This window comes from Paenibacillus sp. P32E (assembly GCF_001909085.1).
GTDB lineage: Bacteria > Bacillota > Bacilli > Paenibacillales > Paenibacillaceae > Paenibacillus_AQ > Paenibacillus_AQ helianthi.
Genome location: NZ_LVYY01000036.1, coordinates 1 through 7736, shown reverse-complemented (window position 1 = coordinate 7736; position 7736 = coordinate 1). Strand labels below are relative to the sequence as shown.

The 7736-nt window shown below is 49.3% G+C and carries 10 protein-coding genes; 4 read left to right on the top strand and 6 right to left on the bottom strand.

Going from position 1 to position 7736, the window contains the following annotated elements; genetic code table 11:
• Positions 1–348, bottom strand: a 348-nt coding sequence (locus tag A3848_RS24300; RefSeq protein ID WP_256702545.1) for a toll/interleukin-1 receptor domain-containing protein, incomplete at its 3' end; no start/stop codon positions are given.
• A 60-nt stretch (positions 349–408) separates the two neighbouring features.
• A complete protein-coding gene (locus tag A3848_RS24295) occupies positions 409–1353 on the bottom strand; it encodes a tyrosine-type recombinase/integrase (protein WP_074087472.1) in 945 nt (314 codons plus the stop codon).
• A 162-nt stretch (positions 1354–1515) separates the two neighbouring features.
• Between A3848_RS24295 and A3848_RS24290 the strand changes: the two genes are divergently transcribed.
• The 4 genes from A3848_RS24290 (at position 1516) to A3848_RS24275 (ending at position 4630) form a co-directional block, all read left to right on the top strand.
• The gene (locus tag A3848_RS24290) at positions 1516–2925 is read left to right on the top strand and encodes an NAD-dependent malic enzyme (RefSeq protein ID WP_074087471.1); all 1410 of its coding nucleotides are present in this window, start codon (positions 1516–1518) and stop codon (positions 2923–2925) included.
• 105 nt (positions 2926–3030) lie between these two features.
• Entirely contained in the window at positions 3031–3588 is a 558-nt protein-coding gene (locus tag A3848_RS24285; RefSeq protein ID WP_074087470.1) for an ATP-binding protein, read from the top strand.
• Positions 3557–4153 carry a histidine phosphatase family protein gene (locus tag A3848_RS24280; protein ID WP_083612359.1) on the top strand — a complete coding sequence of 199 codons (597 nt, stop codon included), beginning with the start codon at positions 3557–3559 and terminating at the stop codon, positions 4151–4153. The genes A3848_RS24285 and A3848_RS24280 overlap by 32 nt, the downstream gene beginning before the upstream one ends.
• Before the next feature lie 33 nt (positions 4154–4186).
• Positions 4187–4630 carry a GNAT family N-acetyltransferase gene (locus A3848_RS24275; RefSeq protein WP_074087469.1) on the top strand — a complete coding sequence of 148 codons (444 nt, stop codon included), beginning with the start codon at positions 4187–4189 and terminating at the stop codon, positions 4628–4630.
• 86 nt (positions 4631–4716) lie between these two features.
• Here the strand turns inward: A3848_RS24275 and A3848_RS24270 are convergent, their stop codons facing one another.
• The 4 genes from A3848_RS24270 to A3848_RS32710 form a co-directional block, all read right to left on the bottom strand.
• The gene (locus tag A3848_RS24270; RefSeq protein WP_143192206.1) at positions 4717–5520 is read right to left on the bottom strand and encodes an ABC transporter permease; all 804 of its coding nucleotides are present in this window, start codon (positions 5518–5520) and stop codon (positions 4717–4719) included.
• The gene (locus A3848_RS24265) at positions 5517–6347 is read right to left on the bottom strand and encodes an ABC transporter permease (protein WP_074087467.1); all 831 of its coding nucleotides are present in this window, start codon (positions 6345–6347) and stop codon (positions 5517–5519) included. Before A3848_RS24265 ends, A3848_RS24270 begins: the two co-directional genes overlap by 4 nt.
• A 20-nt stretch (positions 6348–6367) precedes the next feature.
• Positions 6368–7183, bottom strand: coding sequence for an ABC transporter ATP-binding protein (locus A3848_RS24260; RefSeq protein ID WP_074087466.1), 816 nt, complete (start codon positions 7181–7183; stop codon positions 6368–6370).
• A gap of 311 nt (positions 7184–7494) precedes the next feature.
• Positions 7495–7736: hypothetical protein (locus tag A3848_RS32710; RefSeq protein WP_208619429.1), on the bottom strand; the 242-nt coding region annotated here is incomplete at its 5' end.

Sequence of the window (7736 nt, the reverse complement as noted above, 5' to 3'; positions counted from 1 at the left end):
TTTATTACCACTAAATAATATGGGTTCGTTTTCAAGAGAACGCAATAAATCGTTATATTCGCTCAACTTTGTTTGTTTAAAAAATGTTACAGGGAAAATGGGTATATTATTACTCAGAAAATATTCGAATTCTTTAACACACCAATCCTTTTTGAAGTAACCATCATCTATTACTGTTATTGCCCCTATCCAGTTCTTGCACATGTTCAGACTCTGATCAAGTTCGTGATGAATATTCTTCCCTAAGGTAATGTTATCTTTGTAAAACCAAATCTTCAAACCAAACTTTTCTAGATGCTTAATCAAAGGAATGACTATATCTACTAGAGATTCTTTAGAATAACTAATGAAGAAATCAAAGTCATAATTGTTCTGTGATATTATAAACTACCCCCAAATAATTCGTAGTTATTTGGAGGTCTCCAGCCGGTTTCTGGGGTTGAATTGGGAGAGGACGTCCCGCTTTCGTTTGACTGAGACCTCGGTGTAGATTTCGGTGGTGCTTACGCTGGAGTGGCCGAGGATTTCCTGGACGGCGCGGAGGTCGGCTCCGTTCTCCAGCAGCTGAGTGGCGAAGGAATGCCTGAGGTAGTGAGGCGTTGCCTTTTCGTTAATGCTGGCTAACTTTCTGTATTTGGCAAAAATATCTTCAACTCCGTAAATCGACAAGGCCTGGCCGTATTTATTAACGAACAAGGTATCGTTCTTCGGACGGAACTGCTCTCTGATCTCCATCCAGTCGTTGAGCTTGCCGATTAGCTCGGAGCTGGACAGATAGAGCAGCCGCTCTTTGCGCCCTTTGCCGAAAATAACAACCACCTGATTCTTTAAGTCGATATCCTGCAGATGAATTTGTGCAAGCTCTCCAATACGAATGCCTGTTGAAAATAATAAATCGATAATGGCATCGTTGCGGATGGACAGACGGGTGCGAAACGGCGTGGTCAATTGCTTCCGGTCGATCAACGGAGATTGCAGCAAGCGTTCAATTTCTTCAACGGCCAGTGTCTTGGGAATTCTTTTGGCGGTTTTGAACTTTTTCCCGAAGTTGTGGAGCGGGGATTGTTCAATCCAATTTTTATGGACCAAAAATAAAAAAAATGACTTAATCGATATGTACTTTCTCTTGATCGTGGAATCTTTAAGCATGCCTGCACTGTTGAAGCTATGGAAGTAATGATGGAGGATGTCGCTTGTAATAGCGTCCACCTCATTTTCGGTTAACCAGTTGTGGAGCATGTTAAGGTCGGACATGTAGGCTTTGATGGACTTCGGGGAAAGGTTCTTTTCAATAATTAAAAAGGATACATATTTCTCTAAGTATTCAGTGAATTCGGATACGGAAACGGCCAATGCTATTCCTCCTGGATGTATAGTTTCTAAGGTCAGATGTTCAGATTATATCAAAGGCAACCGGTAAAACGTGGGAATCCGAAATTTAAGAATACAATTATGTATAAAGTGTGAACTGTAGTATATTGGACATAGATTGCTTAGATCAAGGAGGGTAACTCTATGTCGATTGCAACAACGATGATTATCCGGCTGGAAATCCGCAAGTCGGTTGCGACCTTTGGGGATGTGGCTTCGAGGCTGGCTGCGGTTGGTGGCGATATTGTGGCCATTGACGTGATTCGCGCAGGCAAGGATGTAACGACGCGGGATATTACGGTAAATGTGCAGGATGCTTCAAATGACAAGATTATTACGGTACTTACAGACATGCCGGGGATTAAAGTCATCAATGTATCGGACAGAACCTTTCTTGCTCATATCGGCGGCAAAATAGAGATCACCCCAAAGATGCCGATCAAGAACCGGGAGGATCTGTCGCTGGTCTACACACCTGGTGTGGCGCGTGTCTGTATGGCTATTGCTGAGGACCCGGGGAGAGCCTATTCACTAACGATGAAAAGAAATACGGTAGCTGTCGTTACCGACGGCACCGCGGTACTGGGTCTCGGCGATATTGGGCCGGAAGCGGCGATGCCTGTGATGGAAGGCAAAGCGATGCTGTTCAAGCAGCTGGCAGAGATCGATGCTTTTCCGCTATGCCTGAATACCAAAGATCCAGAGGAGATCATCCGTATTGTGAAAGCGGTTGCTGCCGGGTTTGGTGGGATTAACCTGGAGGACATCAGCTCTCCCCGCTGCTTTGAGATTGAACGGCGGCTGTCCGCTGAACTGGATATTCCGGTGTTTCATGATGATCAGCATGGGACGGCAGTTGTAGCTTTGGCCGGTCTGTTGAATGCGCTAAAAGTGGTTGGGAAAAGAGTAGAGGATTGCCGGATTGTCGTTGTTGGCATCGGAGCAGCAGGCGTTTCGATCTGCCGTCTGCTGCTGGCAGCGGGTGCACAGAAGATCTATGCTGTTGACCGGGCAGGCATTCTGCACAAGGAGCAGAGTTATGACAATGCGGAGTGGAGCTGGCTTGCCGGGGCAACCAATCCTGAGGGGCTGACTGGAGGACTGACGGAGGCCATACGGGAGGCGGATGTGTTCATTGGCGTCTCTAGCGGAGGCATCCTGAAAGTAGAGCATGTTCAGAGTATGGCGGAGGATAACATCGTGTTCGCCATGGCTAACCCGACCCCTGAGATTGAGCCGGAGCTGGCTGAGCCCTATGCCCGGGTAGTGGCTACCGGAAGAAGTGATTATCCGAATCAGATCAATAATGTGCTTTGCTTTCCCGGGATTTTTCGCGGGGCACTGGATTGCAGGGCCAAAACGGTCAATCTGGAGATGAAGCTGGCTGCTGCGCAGGCGATTGCTTCTGTAGTTCACCCGGATGAGCTAAATGAGCAATATATCATCCCGAGTATTTTTAATGAGAAAGTGGTCGAAGGGATACGGGACGCGGTGATTCGGGCCGCAATCGCAACGGGTATCGCACGGAGAATTCCACCAGACATTTCGGAGTGAGACCGGATATAGAAAAAAGGTACAGTGAGAAGTATCGCTGTATCTTTTTTTGAATATATGCATGATTTGTTACACGGTCTACTTAACGCATATATAGGAGGGTACATGTACAGCAAAATTCATATTATGGGAGCGTCAGGCTCTGGAACCAGTACATTGGGCCGGGCTTTGGCTGAGCATCTGCCACATTTGCATTTGGACAGCGATGATTATTTCTGGGCGCATAAATATACCATACAGACGGAGATTAATGAAAGGCTGCGTACGATCCACCGTGATCTCGACCAGAAGGAGCCATGGATATTGTCTGGTGCCGTTTGTGGTTGGGGTGACGGGCTGCGTCCCTGGTTTGATCTGGTTGTCTTTCTGTGGATTCCCGGGGAAATCCGGCTCGAACGCCTGCGAGCAAGGGAAGCTTTGAGGTATGGTGCGGAAAGTTTGCCTGGCGGCAGCATGTTCAATGAGGTGCAGACCTTTATGGAATGGGCGGCTTTGTACGATACAGCGGGTCCGGAAGTCAGAAGCAGGGTCCTTCATGAGGAATGGATGTCGCAGCTACAATGTCCTGTATTGAGACTGGAAGGGGATATGACTGTCGAAGAGCGAGTGGAGGCTGTGCTTAAAGAATATAATGCTGAGTCTAAGTACAATTATTTTCAGTAAAAGGGCGGGCGTGGAGCTTATGAAAATCGGACTAGTCAGGCATTACAAAGTAAAGCCGCCACCTCGGCAGATTTGGATGTCTGCAGAGCAGTTTAACGAGTGGATATTGCAATATGAACAAGCAGATCTTCTGCAAACTGACTATGCCAGGAACGGTGGTCAAGAATGGAACAAGTGTCTAAGCAGCGATCAGGCCAGAGCCGCACAAACTGCACGAAGCTTACATAGTGGCGATGTTATTTTTACAGCGCTACTGAGAGAGATTGGCATTGCCGCCGTTAAGCTACCTGGCTTCAGGCTTCCCGTTTCGTGCTGGCTCACTTTGGGGAGATTATGCTGGGCCTTGGGGCATCACTCACAGCCAGAGAACAGGTTGAACGCAAAGACAAGGGCCAACATGCTTTTAGATTCTCTTGAAAGAGAGGAGCAGGCTGGTAATGTGCTAATGGTCAGTCATGGTGCTTTTATGAAACTGCTGGAACGTGAGCTGCGGCGAAGGGGCTTCAAGGGCAGAAGGATGCTTCATCCCCAGAATGGAAAGCTATATATGTATGAAAAAGAATAGCTTGATCAATTAACAGAAAGCGGGGGCCTGCATATGGTCACTATTAAAGAAATTGAATTCGAATCCCTTGATGCACTGAACAAGCTCTACCATGAGCTGATCGACCGTCCTTCGGACCCGAAGAAGCTGGAGGAGGTATTTTGTTCAATTCAGGCGGATAGCCGTTACATACTGTTGGGAGCTTATGTGGATGGGGAACTGCTGGGTTCAATGATGGGCATCGTGTGCCAGGATCTCGTTGGCGATTGCCGGCCGTTTATGGTGATTGAGAATGTGGTTGTCTCTTCCCGGGCACGGCGCCAAGGCCTCGGCAAAAAGCTTATATCTGCCCTGGAGTCCATCGCTCACGAAAAAGACTGCTATTACATCATGTTCGTCTCGGGTGAGAAGCGTAAGGAAGCGCATGTCTTTTATGAGTCGATGGGCTACCGGGAGGAAAAGGTGGAGGGATACCGCAAGCATTTGAGCTCACATTAGTTAAAAACTTGCGGTTCTTTCACCAGCTTATTTGCTATGAACCTACAGGGGGGCGATTATGGTTTGAATAGCATACTCTCGAAACATCAGCTCCCCGTGCTCTTATAATGCCTTACCCCAAAACGCCAGACCAGCAGCGACACGCCCAGGAACACAGCTCCGGCAGGAAGGGACAGATAGCCTAGCCACTCAGGATAACCCCAGCCGCACACCGTGGCCGCAGGATAGAAGCTGATAAACAGCATAGGCAGCACAAAGCTGAACATGGACTTCAGCGCCTTAGGCATGTAGGGCTCGGGGCAGCGGGTGATTTGATAGCTGGCATTGGTCAGGATATAGATCCAGTCCAGGCCTTTGATGGTAAAGAATGCGAGCCCCGAGGTAAGCACGAATACCCCGCAATACATAATGCACCCGCCTGCCAGGGCCATGGTCAGAATGCCGATCTTCCCCAAGGTTAGTGAAACGCCAAGCTCTGAGAGCGCCCAGCCTGCCGCGCAGATTCCCGTGATGGGACGGACCAGACGGTGCAGATGGAACCTGGACGCTGCGACCTGGACGAACAGGGAGCGGGGACGGAGTAGCAATCTGTCAAAGTCACCGGAGCGCAGCATCTGCCAGGGAAAATAATCAAAGCCGCGGCATAGGCTCTCCGCAAGTCCAAAGGAAGCTACAGCCAGTGAGTAGACCAGAATAATATGGGCTACAGTCCATTCTCCGATATTGCCGAAGCGTGAGAAGAGCAGCACGGTGGCGATGGGGTCCGAAATGACCACAACAAGCACCTGGATCAGCATCAGCCACCAGCCTTTATATTCCATCCCCGACAACAGATGCATCCGCAAATATTTGAAATAGATTTTGCCTTCAGCAATCATCCTTTGGTTCACCCTCCCTGCACGATAATACTTTTTAGCTTGCGGGTCATGATGGAACGTCCGGCGAATATAAAGAGGGCACTCCAAAAAAGCTGTAACCCGATTGCAGGCAGGGCACCCGATGGCGCGAGACTGCCGATATACAGCTGAACCGGTATATCTGCGAACCCGCCAAAGGGCTGGAGATACAGAAAGGTCTGCATAAAGTCAGGCCAGAGACGGAGAGGAAGATAAGTGCCGGACAATATCCCGCTGAACAGCAATAGCATATACGTTGGGCCATCACCCCAGGTGATGTTCAAACGTATAGCGGTGACGAACATGGCAAAGGCGGAGCACAGCACAAAGGCCATCACAACTGACAGAAGAAAACAGGCAAATCCAAGAGCAGATGCAGGAGCTCCCAGCGCGTAGCTGACAGGCATCATCAATCCGGCCAGGATGGTGGCGAGGCTGCGGAGCCAGGAGGTTCCAAGCTTGCCTGCTGAGCTTTTGACGAACCAATGCGTGTACAGATTCATCGGGCGGCACAGCTCCACACCGACATCACCGTTGTTGATTTTGGCCATAATCTCGCCGTCAATATTCATGGATTGCAAGATAAACAGGCCTTGAGCCAGCCATACGTAGGATATGGTTTGGGATAAGGATAGACCGTTATTATTCCAGGCTCCGTTATCGCTGTATGTATAAAATACGGTGAACAGTACGCACTCCAGGAAACCCCAGAAGACACTTACAAACACGCCGGATATAGCAGAAGCCCGGTATTGCAGCCCTTCGGCCATACGGATGCGGAAGAGGGAACTGCTGGCCTTACAGGTATTCCGAAAATTCATTTCACACCTCCTAAAAGTTGTTATACCAGCGACAGGTCGTTATACATCGCAGCGATCATGGCATCCGTATTCACCTTCATAATCACTTCTGGAGCATATTTCTCCTGCAGGCCGCCCAGCGGTCCGTCGTACAGCAGTTGTCCGTGCCCTATGACCATCACCCGTTCACAGAGCGCTTCAATGTCGTCCATATCATGGGTGGTCAGCACCATGGTTACCCCGTACTTACGGTTTTCCTCCTTCAAAAAGTTCCGGAGCGCAAGCTTGGATACCGCATCGAGGCCGATGGTAGGCTCATCCAGGAAGAGGATTTTGGGCCGGTGCAGCAGGGCAGCCACCAACTCGCAACGCATCCGCTGCCCAAGCGAGAGCTGCCGGACTGGCGTCTTTAAAAGCGCTTCCACACCAAGGGTTGCCGTCAGTTCGGCAAGTCTTGTCTTGTAATCACCCGGGGGAATGGCATAGATATCCTTGAGCACATCAAAAGAGTCGGCCACCGGTACATCCCACCATAGCTGGGAGCGCTGCCCGAACACGACACCGATTTTGGACACATGCTCTACACGGCTCTTCCAGGGAACCTTGCCCATAATGGTGCACTCACCGCTGTCTGGTGTAAGGATGCCGCTCATCACCTTGACCGTAGTGGATTTGCCGGCACCGTTAGGCCCGATGTACCCGACAAGCTCACCTTGATTAATCTCAAAGCTGATTCCCCCAAGCGCTTCCACTTGAGTCACATTGCGCATAAAAGCTCCCTTCAGCAGCCCCCACTTTCCTTCGGGCCGTTTGTACACCTTGAACGTTTTTCGGATATCTTTGACTTCAATTTGCATCTAGTGCACCTCCTTCGTGCAGAAGATGATAACATTGTCGATGGCTGAGTTAAAATGGAATTACGCCCTCTGTTGATCCAACTTTGCCGCTGGGGTGGGGATATGCTATTGATTTGCTTCAATTTCCATAAAAATGCTTGCTATCTTGACATTTCCGTGCTATATTAATTTTATAGTTAACGCAGGAAAAATGAGTTTTATTTTACATGTATATCTCAAATATGCTCTTTACTACCGGTGATGATTTCACCGGTTTTTTGTGTGCGCCTCACAGTCGCACTATCTAGGTGGTTCAAATCCACCCGGTGACTTTACCCTTTAAAGTGCCGTAGCCGAAGCAGACTTCCGGCAACCGAAGGTTGCCGGAAGGGCAGGGTGTCTTCCGTAAGGAAGAATCCGAAGGGCCTGCAGGCAAAGTCCAGCCCGGAATGCAGTGAACCAGAGGTGGCGGCGATGCTGGGTGACCCGCCGTAAAAACGGGGAAACCTATACGAAATCGTATATCTTACAGGAAAACACACAAAGGGAAATGACCTGCAAGACTCATCGACGT

Excerpts from the sequence above, each read along its gene's own strand:
- A3848_RS24290 (WP_074087471.1), top strand. The coding sequence starts at position 1,516 with ATGTCGATTGCAACAACGATGATTATCCGGCTGGAAATCCGCAAGTCG.
- A3848_RS24285 (WP_074087470.1), top strand. The coding sequence starts at position 3,031 with ATGTACAGCAAAATTCATATTATGGGAGCGTCAGGCTCTGGAACCAGT.
- A3848_RS24280 (WP_083612359.1), top strand. The coding sequence starts at position 3,557 with ATGCTGAGTCTAAGTACAATTATTTTCAGTAAAAGGGCGGGCGTGGAG.
- A3848_RS24275 (WP_074087469.1), top strand. The coding sequence starts at position 4,187 with ATGGTCACTATTAAAGAAATTGAATTCGAATCCCTTGATGCACTGAAC.
- A3848_RS24265 (WP_074087467.1), bottom strand. The coding sequence starts at position 6,347 with ATGAATTTTCGGAATACCTGTAAGGCCAGCAGTTCCCTCTTCCGCATC.
- A3848_RS24260 (WP_074087466.1), bottom strand. The coding sequence starts at position 7,183 with ATGCAAATTGAAGTCAAAGATATCCGAAAAACGTTCAAGGTGTACAAA.